Origin of the sequence: Actinoplanes sp. NPDC049802, assembly GCF_040656595.1 — a bacterium.
GTDB lineage: Bacteria > Actinomycetota > Actinomycetes > Mycobacteriales > Micromonosporaceae > Actinoplanes.
On sequence record NZ_JBFAMR010000032.1, the window covers coordinates 43,367 to 56,706 of the forward strand.

Here is a 13,340-nt window from a genome sequence, read left to right on the forward strand (position 1 = left end):
CATCACCTTACGGACAGAAACCGCGTTCTCTGAAGATCTCTCGGGTTTCAGGATGAAGTCACAGCTGTCCGACAGCCGATACTTACTTCTTCACCGGGTTCGCCTTGAGCCATTCGTCCACCTTGTCGTCGGCGACCGCCTTGTAGAGGGCCAGCGCCTTCTCCCGGTCGGAGACCACCACCGACTGGCCGTTGATCGTCTCGCTGCCCTTGTTCGGGCTGGTGAGGAACGTCAGGTTCTCGCCGCGCAGGCTGCGGAACTGGAGAACCATGTCCTTGAGGGAGAAGTTCTCGTCGACCGTGACGGCGGCCGTCGCGGAGTTCAGGAACGCGTTCAGCTTCGCCGGGTTGGACAGCGTCCCGCTGCTCGCCGCCTTGTCCATGATCGCCTTGAGGAAATCCTGCTGGTGCTGCATGCGGGCGAAGTCGCCGCGGGCGAACTGCTTGCGCTGCCGGATCCAGTCCAGGGCCTGTGCGCCGTTCATGTGCATCATGCCCTTCTTGAACTGGCGGAACGGCTTGTGGATGGACTTGGTGTCCTGCTCCACGTAGAGGTCGACACCGCCGAGCGCGTCGGTGACCTCCTTGAAGCCGCCGAAGTCGATCGCCATGACGTGGTCGATGCGCACGTCGGTCATGCACTCCACGGTGCGGACCGCGCGGGGCAGCCCACCGAAGGCGAACGCCGCGTTGATCTTGGCTCGGCTGCCGGAGCTGCACGGCGCGTTGTTCTCGCTCGGGATGACCACCCACAGGTCACGCGGGATCGAGATGAGCTGCGCGGATTTGTGGTCGGCCGGCACGTGCATGAGGATCAGCGTGTCGGCGCGCCACTGGTTCGCCCCGTCCTTCTTGGCGTCCGGGTCACGCGAGTCGCTGCCGACCAGCAGGATGTTGAAGGCGCCCTCGACCGTCTTGGCCGGCCGGTCCGTGGTGATGTCGGAGAAGGCGTTGGTCCGTTTCAGATCGTCGTCGAGCCCGGAGACGTAGCCGTACGCCGCGATGCCGGCGATCACGGCGAGCACCACGACCACCGCGCCCAGCACCAGGGCGATCCGGCCCCAGCGGGGCCGCGGGCGACGACCGCGGTAGGAGCGGCCCGAACCGCCGGGACCGATCGGGCCACGGGGGCCGCCCGGTCCGGCGGGTCCGGATCCACCTCGCGGGGACCAGTCCCGGGACTCGGGACGGCCGGGCACGGACGCTCGTCCGGAAGAGTTGCCGCTGGGGGAGGTGGTGGCTGACATGCCATCCAGGTTACGGAGTCGATGCCGCTGATCCATTGGCTCGGCACGCTTCGGCACGAAGGTAGGAGGAGAGTAGTCGCGCGGTCACGGGCCGGCGTCGGCGACTACGCCGGCCCGTGCACTGGGTGGGGTCTCAGTGTGCGCCGTGCCCGGTCAGCGACCGGACCTCGAGCTCCGCGTACTTCTCCGGGTCGGTCTCCTTGGTGATGACCGTGCCGAGCCAGCCGAAGAAGAAGCCGAGCGGGATGGAGATGATGCCGGGGTTGGACAGCGGGAACCACTGCCAGTCCTGATCCGGGAACATCGCGGTGGGCGAGCCGGAGACGACCGGCGAGAAGAACACCAGGACGACCGCGGTGGTGAGACCGCCGTAGATGGACCAGAGCGCGCCCGCGGTGTTGAACTTCCGCCAGAACAGGCTGTAGAGGATCGCCGGCAGGTTCGCCGACGCCGCCACCGCGAACGCCAGCGCCACCAGGAACGCCACGTTCAGGCTCTGCGCGAAGATCGACAGGGCGATCGAGACGGCGCCGATGATCAGGGCGGCGATCCGGGCGACGCCGACCTCCTGCCGCTCGGACGCGGTGCCTCGTTTGATCACACTGGCGTAGAAGTCGTGCGCGAGGCTCGACGACGAGGCCAGGGTGAGGCCGGCGACCACGGCCAGGATGGTGGCGAAGGCGACGGCCGCGATGACGGCCAGCATGATCGCGCCGCCGGTGTTGCCGCCGAGATACTCGATGCCGAGCTGCTGGGCGAGCTGCGGCGCCGCGGTGTTGCCCGCCTTGTCCTGGGCGGTGATGTTCGCGCCGCCGACCAGGGCCGCCGCGCCGAAGCCGAGGGCCAGGGTGAACAGGTAGAAGGTGCCGATGATGCCGATCGCCCAGAGCACGCTCTTGCGCGCGATCCGGCTGGTCGGCACGGTGTAGAAGCGGGTCAGGATGTGCGGCAGGCCGGCCGTGCCGAGGACCAGCGCGAGGCCCAGCGAGAGCAGGTCCATCTTGCTGTAGAACGTCTTCGCCGCGTCGCCGGCCGTCTCGACGCCGTACCGGAGGCCGGGTTCGAGGAAGGCGTCACCCTTGCCCGATTGCGCGGCGGCGTCGCCGAGCAGCGCCGACAGGTTGAACTTGTAGTGCGCCAGCACCATCAGCACCATGATCAGGGCACCGCCCATCAGCATGAACGCCTTGACGATCTGGACGTACGTGGTGCCCTTCATGCCGCCGACCGTCACGTAGATGATCATCAGGGCGCCGACCAGGATGATCGTGGCGACCTTGGCGGTGTCCGCGTCCATGCCCAGGAAGGTGGTGTCCGGCTTGATGCCCAGCAGCAGCGACACCAGCGCGCCGGCGCCGACCATCTGGGCGATCAGGTAGAACACCGACACGACGATGGTGGAGACGCTGGCCGCGGTACGCACCGGGCGCTGACGCATCCGGAAGGCGAGCACGTCGGCCATCGTGTAGCGGCCCGAGTTGCGCAGGAACTCGGCGACCAGCAGCAGGGCCACCAGCCAGGCGACCAGGAAGCCGATCGAGTAGAGGAAGCCGTCGTAGCCGTACAGGGCGATGATGCCGGCGATGCCGAGGAAGGACGCCGCCGACATGTAGTCGCCACCGATGGCCATGCCGTTCTGGAAGCCGGAGAACTGACGGCCGCCGGCGTAGAAGTCGGTGGCGGTCTTGGTCTGCCGGCTGGCCCAGACGGTGATCCCCAGCGTGATCGCCACGAAGATCAGGAACAGGGTGATGGTCAGCGACCGGGAACTGGACGCCTCGGCGGCGAGGAGCTGTGGAGCCATCAGTCCTGGCTCCCCTCGGCGGTGGTGGCGGCCGCGGGCGTCTCATCGATGTCGTGCAGGATCTTGTCGGCCAGCGGGTCCAGCTTCCGCGCCGCGTACCGCGAGTAGTACCAGGCGATCAGGAACGTCGAGACGAACTGGAGGACGCCGAAGACCAGCGCGACGTTGATGTTGCCGACCAGCTTGATGCCCATGAAATCCCGCGCGTACGCGGAGAGCAGCACATACAGCGAGTACCAGACGATGAACGCGACCGTCGTCGGAAAGATGAAGCTGCGCAAGCGGTGGCGCAGTTGAGCGAACTCCTCGGAGTTCTGCACCTCGAGATATCTCTCGGCGGATGCCGGCACGGGGTTTCACCACCTTCGTGGGGGCGGACTTTCCGGCACCGTACGAAGGAGTGAGCCGCGTCACCGGCCGCCGGTCGAGGTCTGCGCTGAGTGGCGGCCTGACTGCGCTGAGCGGCAGTCATGCCGGTTCGGTGTACCTGCCCCGATAGTGGATCAGAGGCGACCCGGCGTCTCCGGCCTCGACGCGTTCGATCACCCCGTCGAGTAGCAGCGCCCATCCGCACGGACGGCTCTCCTCGAGGCGGCACCCGGCCCAGGTGGTGGCGTGTGCGGGGACCGGACCGAACTCGGTCTGCCGCCACTCGCCGGCCGCGAACGGGCCGCCCGGCGCGGGGAGGAGCCCGGCGAACCGGTCGGCCAGTCGCCGGTCGCCGGGGCCGAGCGGGGTGACGGCGAACCGCCCGGCGGTGGAGATCGCCTCCCAGAGGTCGCTCTCCTCGTCGATCAGCCCGAGCATCCGGCCGGGGTCCCCGTCGGCGACCACGGCGGACGAGACGGTCAGCCCGGCCGGGCCCGGCGCGGTCCACAGCGTCACGGTCGCCGCGAACCGGCCGCGGAGACGCCGTACCTGCGACTTCCCGGTCTCCGGGACGGCGAACGGATCGGTGGAGTGGATACGCCCACCCGGCTCCTCGGGATTCATCCGATCATTCTCTCGTTTACAGATCGCGCATGACGCTATGCCGATTTATTGATCAACAACTATTTTCTAGGCATGACTCAGGTGATGCTCCGCCCCGGCGACGTCGTCCACGTCGGCCCCGACGCGAGCGTGCAGTTCTCCGGAGACCGGGCGCTGGACCTGCGGATCATCCGGGTCGACCCGCGGGTCACCTACGACGGGTGGATGTGGCTGGACGGCTACGTGCTCGATCCGGCCGGCAACGCGCTCCAGCGCCGGCGCATCTTCGTCCGCCGGGACGGCCTGCGGCCCGCCGCGGAGCAGCGGCCGGTCAGCCGGGTCCCGAAAGCTCGTAACGGATCTCGAACTGTTGACCGGCCTTGACCATCACGGTCACCTCGATCGGCCGGTCGTCGCCGGTGTAGGCGATCCGGAACTGCCGCAGCACCGGGATGTCACCGGCCAGTCGCAGCGCCAGGAACTCGGCCACCGTGGCGGGCCGCACCGACACCTGGTCGATCGCGTGCCGTAACGGGTGGCCGAGTGCCGCCAGGACCCTCGGCGAGCCGCCGGGCATCCGCCGGTCCTCGGCCAGCGCGGTGCCCCGGGCCACCTCGGCCGGGTAGTACGCCCAGACCAGCTCGGCCGGTTCCCCGTCCAGCACGAGCATCTGATGCCGGCAGAGCACCGGCGTGCCGGTCACGATGCCGAAGGCCAGTGCCACCTGTGCGGGGGCCGGTCTCTCGGCCACCTCGAGCAGTTGGAACACGGCGTCTCGGCCGGGCGCGATGGGCGCCGGGTAATGACCGGCCCGGACCACCGCGGGCCGGCGCCGGGTGGAGGTCACCGACTTTCCCCGGTGGCCGGTCACCAGCCCCTCGGCCTTGAGGATGGCGAGGGCGCGGGTGACGGTCTGGTTGTTGACCCCGTACCGGCGGGTCAGTTCGGCGGTGCTCGGCAGCCGCTGATCCGGGCCGATGTCGCCGGCGAGGATCAGGGCGCGCAGATCACCGGCGAGTTGCCGCTGGCGGGATCGGTGCCCGTCGTCGGGTATCTCGGGATCGATGGCCCTCATGACCGATCATGCTGCCCCATTCCGACTCGAAAGTGGACGATCCACGGGGTGCCACCGGATTACACAATTTGTGTAATGTCGAAGGCGGCGCAGGATGGGAGGCGGACCATCAGTGAAGCGTTGCCGCGAGCCGGTGAGGTGCTGTTCATCGGGGCAGCGGCGAGTGTCCAGTTTGCTGGGAGCAGGGCGTTGACCTTCCGGGTGATCCGGGTCGACCCACGGATCACCTACGACGGCTGGCTCTGGATCGACGGCTACGTGCTCGGGCCCACCGGGGAGGCGACCGAGCGGCGGGTCATCTTCGTGAAACGGGACGGTCTGCGCAGACCGCATTGAGCGGTCAGCGGGGGGTGACCGCGGCCAGCAACTCCGGCATCCGGCGATCCAGCAGACGCCCGGCCACGTTCGCGCCCAGCCAGTAGGCGGCCGCGCCGTAGACCAGGCCCACCGGCAACCCCAGCCACGGCCACATCCAGACCAGCAACACCACCGGCAGCGCGCCGACCATCGCGCCGATCAGAGCGGCCGCACCGGGCAGCGCCTTGCTCAGGCCGCCGCCGGAGGAGAGCGAGAACGGGCCGTTGGTGTCCGGCAGCGCGTAGGCGGACCGCACCGAGATCGGCAGCACCAGCGCCAGACCCGTGCCGTAGGTGGCCATCAGCGTGCCGAACTGGGCGGCGATCCCCTCCGGGCGATCCGCCACCAGACCGGTCACCACCGCCACGAGCACCAGCGTCGGCACCGTGTAGAGGGCGTGCGCCGCCGCCCGCGAGTGCACCTCGAGCCGCCCCGGAACCCCGGTGGCCAGGTTGGTGGCGTAAGCGCTTCCCTCGTACCCGAACTGATTGGCCAGAGCCACCGGCGCGATCGCGCCGACGACGAAAGCCATGCCGGTCGCTCCCTCGCCGCCACCGGCGAAGGCCGCGGTGATCGGCAGGAAGACGCCGGCCACGCCCAGGGTGACCAGCGCGGCCCGCCGCCGCGTCTCCCGCCACCAGTAGCGGATCTCACGCGCGGTCAGCGCGCCGAACCTGGATCGCGGCGACCACCGGAACAGCAGCCGCGTCACCGGCGCGCGCGGGTCCGGCGCCATCGCCCGGCCGGGCACCGCGCCGCCGGCCGCCCCGGCCATCGCCCGCTCCAGCGTGCGGCTCCACCACAGCAGCAGGCCACCGGCGGCGATCAGGACGATCAAGACCTTCAGCGGTACGGCCCACGCGCGGCCCGCCACCACATCGACACCCATCGAGTACGGGGCGCCGAGCGGCGTCCACCCGGTCACCTCGGCGATCCCGGCGACCGCGTCCCAGTCCGCCCGGTTCAGCAGCCCGAGCAGGGCCAGCTCCATCGGCCCGATCGACGCGGTCACCACGGCGAGCATGATGGTGGCCAGGTCACGGGCCCGCCGGGAGCGCAGCGCGGTGGCGAAGGCGCTGATCACCGCACGGCTCAGCAGCACACAGAGCAGCAGCCCGCAGACGATGCCGAGCAGGGCGGCGAGGGCCGCGCCGACACCGCCGAGCCGGGCCGCCGAGTCCACCGTCCCGGCCGTCGCGGCGAGCGTGGCCAGTGCCGGCAGCCCGGCCAGGGCGGCCGCGGTCATCCCGGAGATCAGGGTGCGGCGGCGTAACGGCAGCAGCGCGAACTGGGCCGGGTCGAGGGTGTTGTCCACCCCGAAGAACAGCAGCGGCAGAAAAACCCAGCCGAGCATGATCAGCGCGCCGCCGAACGGGAACAGCACGGCGGCGGCCGCGGGCCGGCCGAGCAGGCCGGGGACGGCGAAGGCCGCGTACCCGAGGATGGCGAACCCGCACGCCGCGACCAGACCCAGGACGAACATCACGATCCGGGCCGGGCGGCCACGCAGGCTGTTGCCGGTGATCCGCAGTTTGAGCCGGACGAAGACCCGGACCGGGACCCGTCCGGAGCCCGGCGTCAGAGCCACGCCAGTTCCGACCCGGTGGCCACCCGGCCGCCCACGACCTGGACGAAGACCTCCTGCAACGAGCGCTCGCCGCGCACGTCGGCGAGCGCCCCGTGCATCCGCAGCACGCCGTCCGACATGATCGCCACGTGTGAGCAGAGCCGCTCCACCACCTCCAGCACGTGACTGGAGAAGACCACCGTGCCGCCGCCCGACACGTACCGCTGGAGGATGTCGCGGATCAGTGCGGCCGACACCGGGTCGACCGCCTCGAACGGCTCGTCCAGCACCAGCAGTCTCGGCGCGTGCAGCAGCGCGCAGGCCAGGCCGATCTTCTTCTTCATGCCGGCCGAGTAGTCGACCACCAGGGTGCGGTTGCCGGTGCCGAGCTCCAGCACGTCGAGCAGATCCCGGGCACGCTGGTCGACCACGTCGGCCGGCATACCGCGCAGCAGACCGTGGTACGCCAGCAGCTCCGCCCCGGTCAGCCGGTCGAACATCCGCACACCGTCCGGCAGCACCCCCACCAGGGATTTCGCCTCGGCCGGGGAGTGCCAGACGTCGTACCCCAGAAGGACGGCCTGACCCGCGTCGGGCCGCAACAGGCCCACCGCCATGGAGAGGGTCGTGGTCTTGCCGGCGCCGTTGGGGCCGAGCAGGCCGAAGAACGACCCGGCCGGGACCTCCAGGCTCACCCCGCAGACCGCCAGCCGGGTGTCGAAGTGCTTGACGAGCCCGCGCAGCGACATCGCCGCCGTGCCGCCCTCGCTGGGCGGGCGTTGTACCGGAATGTTCATATCCTCCTGAACGTATCGGGCCGTGCCTGCTCTGGGAACACCCGAGCAGGCCGGGCGGTCGGCCCACCCGTTCGATGACAGCCCGAATCACGTACGCAGGGACTCCGGAGCGTGCAGCCGCAGCATCGTGGCGCCCACGTCCGGCGGCACCCGGCGCCCGGTCAGCAGCGACACACCGACCATGACCAGGAACGCCAGCGGCACGGTCCACGCGGCGGGCTGGCCCACGAACTCGGCGAACGCACTCGGCAGCGGCGGGCCGAGCACCGTCACCAGCACCGCCACCATGGCCGCACCGCCGCCGGTGACCAGCCCGGCGATCGCCCCGGCATCGGTGAGGCGCCGCCACCAGATGCCGAGCACCAGCAGCGGGCAGAAACTGGAGGCCGCCACCGCGAAAGCCAGCCCGACGACACGGGACACGTCCATGTCGGACACGTAGAGCGCCAGGGTGGTCGGGACCAGCGCGGCCAGCACGGTCGCCATCCGGAAGTCCCGGATCGAGCCGCTGCGCCCGGAGCGCAGCACGTCCGTGAAGATCACCCCGGCGACGCTGGTCAGCAGGCCCGACGAGGTGGACAGGAAAGCGGCCAGGGCGCCCGCGGTGACCAGGGCGCCGAGCAGCCGGCCCAGGTGGCCGTCACCGAGCGCCGCCTCCGGCAGCAGCAGCACCACGGCGTCGGTGTTGCCGGTCATCAGCAGTTGCGGGGTGTAGATCCGGCCGAGCACCCCGTACAGGGTCGGCAGCAGGTAGAACAGGCCGACCAGGGCGAGCACGACCAGCGTGGTGCGGCGGGCCGAGGCGCCGTCCGGATTGGTGTAGAACCGCACCAGCACGTGCGGCAGCCCCATGGTGCCCAGGAACGTGGCCAGGATCAGCGAATAGGTGGTGAAGAGGCCGCCCTCGCCGGGCAGCAGCCAGGGCTCACCGAACTCGGCGTCCACCGTGCTCACCGTCGGCACCGGGTCACCGGCCGCGAAATACAGCGTCTCCCCGGCCTCGACCGGGCGGGCGCCGTCCAGCAGCGCGTCCTGTTCCACCACCACGGTGGTGGCGGCCGGGAAGACCGCGCCGGCCGGTGGGGTGACCTCGGGTCGGCCGTCCGACTGCCACTGCAGGATCAAGAAGATCATCGGTACGGCCAGCGCGGTCAACTTCAGCCAGTACTGGAACGCCTGCACGAAGGTGATCGCCCGCATCCCGCCGAACGCCACGTTCGCCGTCACCACCACGCTCACCACGAGCGCGCCCCAGGCGTACGAGCCGCCGGTCAGGGTGCTGAACGTCAGCCCCGCCCCCTGCAACTGCGGCAGCAGGTAGAGGCAGCCGATGAACAGCACGAACGCGGTCGCCAGCCGGCGCAGCGCCAGCGACCGCAGCCGGACCTGGCAGAAGTCGGGGAGGGTGAACGCGCCCGAACGGCGCAGCGGGGCCGCCACGAACAGCAGCAGCGCCAGATAGCCGGCCGCGAATCCGACCGGGTACCAGAGGACGTCGACGCCGTACCGCAGGACCAGGCCGGCGACCCCGAGGAAGGACGCCGCCGACAGGTACTCGCCGCTGATCGCGGCCGCGTTCCAGGACGGGCTCACCGACCGGGACGCGACCAGGAAGTCCGATGTGGTCCGGGCGAAACGCAGGCCGTACGCGCCGATCGCCACGGTCAGCAGCACCACCAGGACCAGGCCGGGCGCCAGATACGGGTTCACTGCTCCGGCCTGCGGATCAGCGCCGCGAAATCCTGCTCGTTGCGTTCCGCCCAGCGGACGTAGGCGGCGCCCACCCCGACCAGGAACGGGAACGACAGCAACCCGAGCAGCACCCACGGCAGGTGGACGCCGAAGACCTTGACGCTGCCGACCGTGGGCGCCACGGCGAACAGCAACGGCAGCGTTCCGAGGCCGGCCGCCACCACCAGGGCGAGCCGCAGCGCGAGTGCCAACTGTGCCCGGACCAGGCCTTTGACCAGCGCCTCACCGATCGGGGTCTGCTCGGCCAGGTCGGTGCCGGCCCGGTCGGCCGCACTGCGCCGGGTGGCGGCGTCGGCCAGCACCACCCGGGTCCGGGCGGGCGGGGACGGATCGACGGCCATGTTCGGCAGTCTGTCCGTCCCGCGCCGATTGTCAATACCGGGTCACCTGTTCCCAGCACCAGCCGGGACTGTCCTCGGGGTGTTCGGCGATCAGATCGCGGGCCGTCGAGCGGGCCAGGTTCCAGCCGCGCCAGTCGTCCTCCGGGGTGCGTTCCCCGATCACCATCAGCAGGCAGGAGCGGTACGCCTCGTCGTCCAGCCGGGCGAGGGCCGGCACCGCGTCCGGGGACAGGTCCGACAGGTAGGGCAGGTCGATCCGCTGGGTCTGCTCGTACCGTTGCACGTGGTTCTCGGCGATCAGGCCGTCCGGGTCGGCCGCCGACAGGCCGAGCAGCGCCAGCACACCGGCGGCGATCGCCACCCGGGGCAGCCACGGCGCCCGGATCCGGATGCCGGCCACCAGCACCATCACCAGGACCAGCCCGAACCATGCCTCGCAGCAGGCGACCAGCAGGCGCAGCCGGGTCAGCCCGTAAGTGTCGGTGTAGACGTTCATCCGGTGCAGCGCCGACGCCACGATGACCAGGGTGAGCGCGGCCAGGGCGCCGAGCACCACACGCAGCAGGATCCGGTCGGCCCGTTCGGTGCGCGGCGCCCACCGGGCCGCTCCGGCCAGCACCACCAGGGTCAGGCCGGTCACGGCGCAGAGCTGCCAGAAGCCGCTGCGGGCGTACTCGGCGTAGGTCAGCCCGTCGGTCTCCACCACGTGCTGGTCGCCGCCGAACAGCACGGTCAGCTGGATCACCACGAACGCCGCGAACAGCAGCACCAGCAGGCTGAGCGGGATTGCCCACTCCAGACGGTTCACCTTGCGGCCCTCGGCGCGGTCCAGGTCGTCGGCGGCCGGCGGGGCGGCCCGCAGGAACGCGGCGGCGGCCAGCGCGGCCGTGGTGACGCCACCGACGAACACCCACCGGACCAGAGTGATCGGCTGGACCTCCGGGATCGCCGCCTCGAAGATCCGGGCGAACGCGGCGTCGGCCGAGACGAACAGTGCGCCGAAGACGCTGAGCAGCGCGATCGACACCGCCACGGTGGCCAGCACCCGCAGCGGGGCGCCGGCCTTGCCCCGGCCGCGGATCCGGGCCATCCCGCGCAGCAGCCACAGGCCACCGCGGGTGGCGGCAACCGGGGCCAGCAGGTAGGTGAGTGCCACCGACCGCAGCGACCGGCCGTGGGTGATCGCCAGCGCGCCGGTCAGCGTCGCCGTCAGCAGGCACAGCGCGAACAGCCAGCCGGCCGCCCGGAAGGTGCCGGTCGCCAGCAGGACCACGGTGGCCGTGCCCCAGAAGAACCGGTCCCACGAGCCGGGGCCGGGATCGCGCCGGACCGCCGCCGGGATCGCCTCCGGGGCCCGGACGACACGGGCCACGATCAGGGCCGCCGTGCCGGCCAGGGCGGTGACGAACCAGCCGAGGCCGGCCCGGTCCAGCGGCACGCTGAGCGCGGCGACGACGGAGGCGGCGAGGACCGCCACGACGGTGGCCGGCGAGGCCGGGCGTCCCGGTCCGGGCCACTGCCGGCCGAGCAGGGTGAGAGCCGGCCACGGCCCGTGCAGCTGTCCTGTTTGTCCGGTGGATGGTTGGTTGACGGCCGTAGACATGTCGCTCATCCCCTCAGACCGCTTGCAGCGGGAGTCGTACCTGTATGTGGCAGCCGCTCCGGTCGTCGGGCTCGACGACGGCGATCGTGCCGCGGTGCAGCTGCACCACCCAGCGGGCGATCGCCAGGCCAAGCCCGGTTCCGCCGCCGGTGGCCCGCTCGCCCCGGGTGAAGCGTTCGAAGACCCGCTCGCGCTCCGCGGGCGGGATGCCGTCCCCCTGATCGGTGACGGCGAGAACCACGTGGTCGTCGTGGCGTTCCGCGCGGACCGTCACGAGCCCACCGCGCGGGCTGTGCCGGGCCGCGTTGTCCAGCAGGTTCGCGAAGACCTGGTGCAGCCGCTCCCGGTCGCCGTGCATCAGCAGCCGGGGTGCGGACACCTCGAAACGCACGTCGTGGCCGGTGCCGCCGGCGTTGACCGTCGCCTCGCGGATCACCTCGTCGAGGAAGGCCGGAACGTCGATCAGCTCACGCCGCATCGGCACCACCCCGGCGTCCGTCCGGGACAGGTCCAGCAGGTCGGCGACCAGGCGGCTGAGCCGCTCGGTCTGCGCCAGGGCGGTCCTCATCGTCTCCGGCTCGGCGTCGGCCACCCCGTCGACGATGTTCTCCAGCAGACCCTGGAGCGCGGTGATCGGCGTACGCAACTCGTGCGAGACGTTGGCGATCAGCTCCCGGCGCTGCCGGTCCGCGGCGGCCAGATCGGCGGCCATCTGATTGAACGCGGTGGCCAGCTCGCCGACCTCGTCCTGCGACCGGGTCCGGATCCGTCGCGTGTAGTCACCACGTGCCATCTCCCGGGCCGCCACCGTCATCTCGCGCAGCGGCACCGTCGCGCCGTGCGCCATCACCTGGAGCGTGACCAGGCCCAGTGCGGCCGCGATGGCGATCCACAGCACGTCGACCCGGTAGAAGTCGATGGCCCACAGGAACACCAGCAGGCCGACGCCGCCGGCGAAACCCAGTGCCAGGGAGAGCTTCGCCTTGATCGACCGGACCGGGTCGAGTGGGCGGGGTAGGTACGCGAGAACCGGCGCCACCAGGTTGTGGACGAACAGCATCAGGCGGGAGCTCACCGGTCCACCTCCAGGGCGTACCCCACCCCGTGCACGGTGCGGATCAGGTCGGCGCCCAGTTTCCGGCGGAGGCCCTTGATGTGGCTGTCGACCGTACGCGTACCCGAAGTGTCCGCCCAGCCCCACACCTCGGCAAGGAGCCGTTCCCGGGGCAGCACCGTACGCGGCCGCCCCGCCAGATGCACCAGCAGATCGAATTCGGTCGGTGTCAGATGCACCTCGGCGCCGCCGCGCAGCACCCGCCGCTCCCCCTGATTGATCTCCAGGTCACCGAAGCGCAGTGTCGGGGGCTGTGGACGGGCCGCGACCTGTGCCTTCTCGGCGCGCCGCAGCAGGGCGTGCACCCGGGCCGCCAGCTCCCGCATCGAGAACGGCTTGACCATGTAGTCGTCGGCGCCGACCGCGAGCCCGACCAGCAGATCGGTCTCGTCGTCGCGGGCGGTCAGCATCAGCACCGGCACCGGCCGCTCGGCCTGGATCCGGCGGCACACCTCCAGGCCGTCGAAGCCGGGCAGCATCACGTCCAGGACGATCGCGTCCGGCGGGGTCTGCCGTGCCGCCGCCACCGCGCTCGGTCCGTCGCCCGCGACCTGCACCAGGAAGCCTTCGGCCCGCAGCCGGGCCGCCACGGCGTCGGCGATCGCCCGTTCGTCCTCCACGACGAGAATCCGCCGTTCGATCGTCCCCACGCCGCCGTCACCCCGTTCACGTAGCCCTGGCTTCCGGTCGGTGCGCCCCCGTGGCCCACCGG

Annotated in this window: 14 protein-coding genes; 2 read left to right on the top strand and 12 right to left on the bottom strand. The window is 71.0% G+C overall.

Features of this window, described 5'->3' with window-relative positions:
* Window positions 1-82: 82 nt before the first annotated feature.
* From AB0I88_RS22575 to AB0I88_RS22590, 4 genes are all read right to left on the bottom strand, one after another.
* Entirely contained in the window at window positions 83-1,246 is a 1,164-nt protein-coding gene (locus tag AB0I88_RS22575; RefSeq protein ID WP_361027699.1) for an LCP family protein, read from the bottom strand.
* 133 nt (window positions 1,247-1,379) lie between these two features.
* A complete protein-coding gene (locus AB0I88_RS22580; protein WP_361027702.1) occupies window positions 1,380-3,050 on the bottom strand; it encodes a cation acetate symporter in 1,671 nt (556 codons plus the stop codon).
* Window positions 3,050-3,400 carry a DUF485 domain-containing protein gene (locus AB0I88_RS22585; protein ID WP_361027705.1) on the bottom strand — a complete coding sequence of 117 codons (351 nt, stop codon included), beginning with the start codon at window positions 3,398-3,400 and terminating at the stop codon, window positions 3,050-3,052. The genes AB0I88_RS22580 and AB0I88_RS22585 overlap by 1 nt, the downstream gene beginning before the upstream one ends.
* A gap of 118 nt (window positions 3,401-3,518) precedes the next feature.
* Window positions 3,519-4,043: a flavin reductase family protein gene (locus tag AB0I88_RS22590; RefSeq protein WP_361027708.1), complete on the bottom strand. Its 525-nt coding sequence runs from the start codon at window positions 4,041-4,043 to the stop codon at window positions 3,519-3,521.
* An 81-nt stretch (window positions 4,044-4,124) separates the two neighbouring features.
* Here AB0I88_RS22590 and AB0I88_RS22595 point away from each other — a divergent pair, with 81 nt between their 5' ends.
* Window positions 4,125-4,406: a hypothetical protein gene (locus tag AB0I88_RS22595; RefSeq protein ID WP_361027858.1), complete on the top strand. Its 282-nt coding sequence runs from the start codon at window positions 4,125-4,127 to the stop codon at window positions 4,404-4,406.
* On the opposite strand, the gene AB0I88_RS22600 is transcribed toward AB0I88_RS22595, so the two are convergent.
* Entirely contained in the window at window positions 4,354-5,097 is a 744-nt protein-coding gene (locus tag AB0I88_RS22600) for a GntR family transcriptional regulator (protein WP_361027711.1), read from the bottom strand. The two genes, AB0I88_RS22595 and AB0I88_RS22600, sit on opposite strands and share 53 nt — an antisense overlap.
* Before the next feature lie 189 nt (window positions 5,098-5,286).
* Here AB0I88_RS22600 and AB0I88_RS22605 point away from each other — a divergent pair, with 189 nt between their 5' ends.
* On the top strand, window positions 5,287-5,433 hold the full coding sequence (locus AB0I88_RS22605) for a hypothetical protein (RefSeq protein ID WP_361027714.1): 147 nt from the start codon (window positions 5,287-5,289) through the stop codon (window positions 5,431-5,433).
* A gap of 4 nt (window positions 5,434-5,437) precedes the next feature.
* On the opposite strand, the gene AB0I88_RS22610 is transcribed toward AB0I88_RS22605, so the two are convergent.
* From AB0I88_RS22610 to AB0I88_RS22640, 7 genes are all read right to left on the bottom strand, one after another.
* Window positions 5,438-7,042 carry an ABC transporter permease gene (locus AB0I88_RS22610; RefSeq protein WP_361027716.1) on the bottom strand — a complete coding sequence of 535 codons (1,605 nt, stop codon included), beginning with the start codon at window positions 7,040-7,042 and terminating at the stop codon, window positions 5,438-5,440.
* Window positions 7,033-7,818 (bottom strand): ABC transporter ATP-binding protein, encoded by a 786-nt coding sequence (locus AB0I88_RS22615; protein ID WP_361027719.1) that lies wholly within the window; start codon window positions 7,816-7,818, stop codon window positions 7,033-7,035. Before AB0I88_RS22615 ends, AB0I88_RS22610 begins: the two co-directional genes overlap by 10 nt.
* An 87-nt stretch (window positions 7,819-7,905) precedes the next feature.
* The gene (locus AB0I88_RS22620) at window positions 7,906-9,528 is read right to left on the bottom strand and encodes a cation acetate symporter (RefSeq protein WP_361027722.1); all 1,623 of its coding nucleotides are present in this window, start codon (window positions 9,526-9,528) and stop codon (window positions 7,906-7,908) included.
* A complete protein-coding gene (locus AB0I88_RS22625; protein ID WP_361027725.1) occupies window positions 9,525-9,911 on the bottom strand; it encodes a hypothetical protein in 387 nt (128 codons plus the stop codon). The genes AB0I88_RS22620 and AB0I88_RS22625 overlap by 4 nt, the downstream gene beginning before the upstream one ends.
* A 31-nt stretch (window positions 9,912-9,942) precedes the next feature.
* Window positions 9,943-11,514: a DUF4173 domain-containing protein gene (locus tag AB0I88_RS22630; RefSeq protein WP_361027728.1), complete on the bottom strand. Its 1,572-nt coding sequence runs from the start codon at window positions 11,512-11,514 to the stop codon at window positions 9,943-9,945.
* A gap of 13 nt (window positions 11,515-11,527) precedes the next feature.
* Window positions 11,528-12,574: an ATP-binding protein gene (locus tag AB0I88_RS22635; RefSeq protein ID WP_361027861.1), complete on the bottom strand. Its 1,047-nt coding sequence runs from the start codon at window positions 12,572-12,574 to the stop codon at window positions 11,528-11,530.
* An 11-nt stretch (window positions 12,575-12,585) separates the two neighbouring features.
* On the bottom strand, window positions 12,586-13,278 hold the full coding sequence (locus AB0I88_RS22640; protein WP_361027731.1) for a response regulator transcription factor: 693 nt from the start codon (window positions 13,276-13,278) through the stop codon (window positions 12,586-12,588).
* Window positions 13,279-13,340: the final 62 nt, after the last annotated feature.